This window comes from Mesorhizobium sp. M7A.F.Ca.MR.362.00.0.0 (genome assembly GCF_004023175.1).
Classification (GTDB): domain Bacteria; phylum Pseudomonadota; class Alphaproteobacteria; order Rhizobiales; family Rhizobiaceae; genus Mesorhizobium.
In genome coordinates this window covers 1-215 of record NZ_RZTF01001230.1, presented here as the reverse complement: position 1 = coordinate 215, position 215 = coordinate 1, and the positions used below count along the sequence as shown (strand labels likewise).

The window sequence follows — 215 nt, the reverse complement described above, 5'->3', positions numbered from 1 at the left end:
TGAGCGCGTCGGCAGCAACCACACCATTAAAGTTGATGTTCGCGTGATTGCCGCAACGAACAGGGACTTGGAAACGGCAGTTCAACGCAAGGAGTTCCGGCAAGACCTCTATTATCGCATCAACGTCGTCACTTTACGCGTGCCGGCATTGCGCGAAAGGCGAGGTGATATTCCGCTCTTGGCCGCTCAGTTTCTCAAGAATTTCAATACTGAGA

Annotated in this window: 1 protein-coding gene; it reads left to right on the top strand. The window is 52.1% G+C overall.

Annotated features, from left to right (window positions below; all coding sequences use genetic code 11):
• On the top strand, window positions 1-215 hold a 215-nt coding region (locus EOC06_RS39745; protein ID WP_164899137.1), incomplete at both ends, for a sigma 54-interacting transcriptional regulator.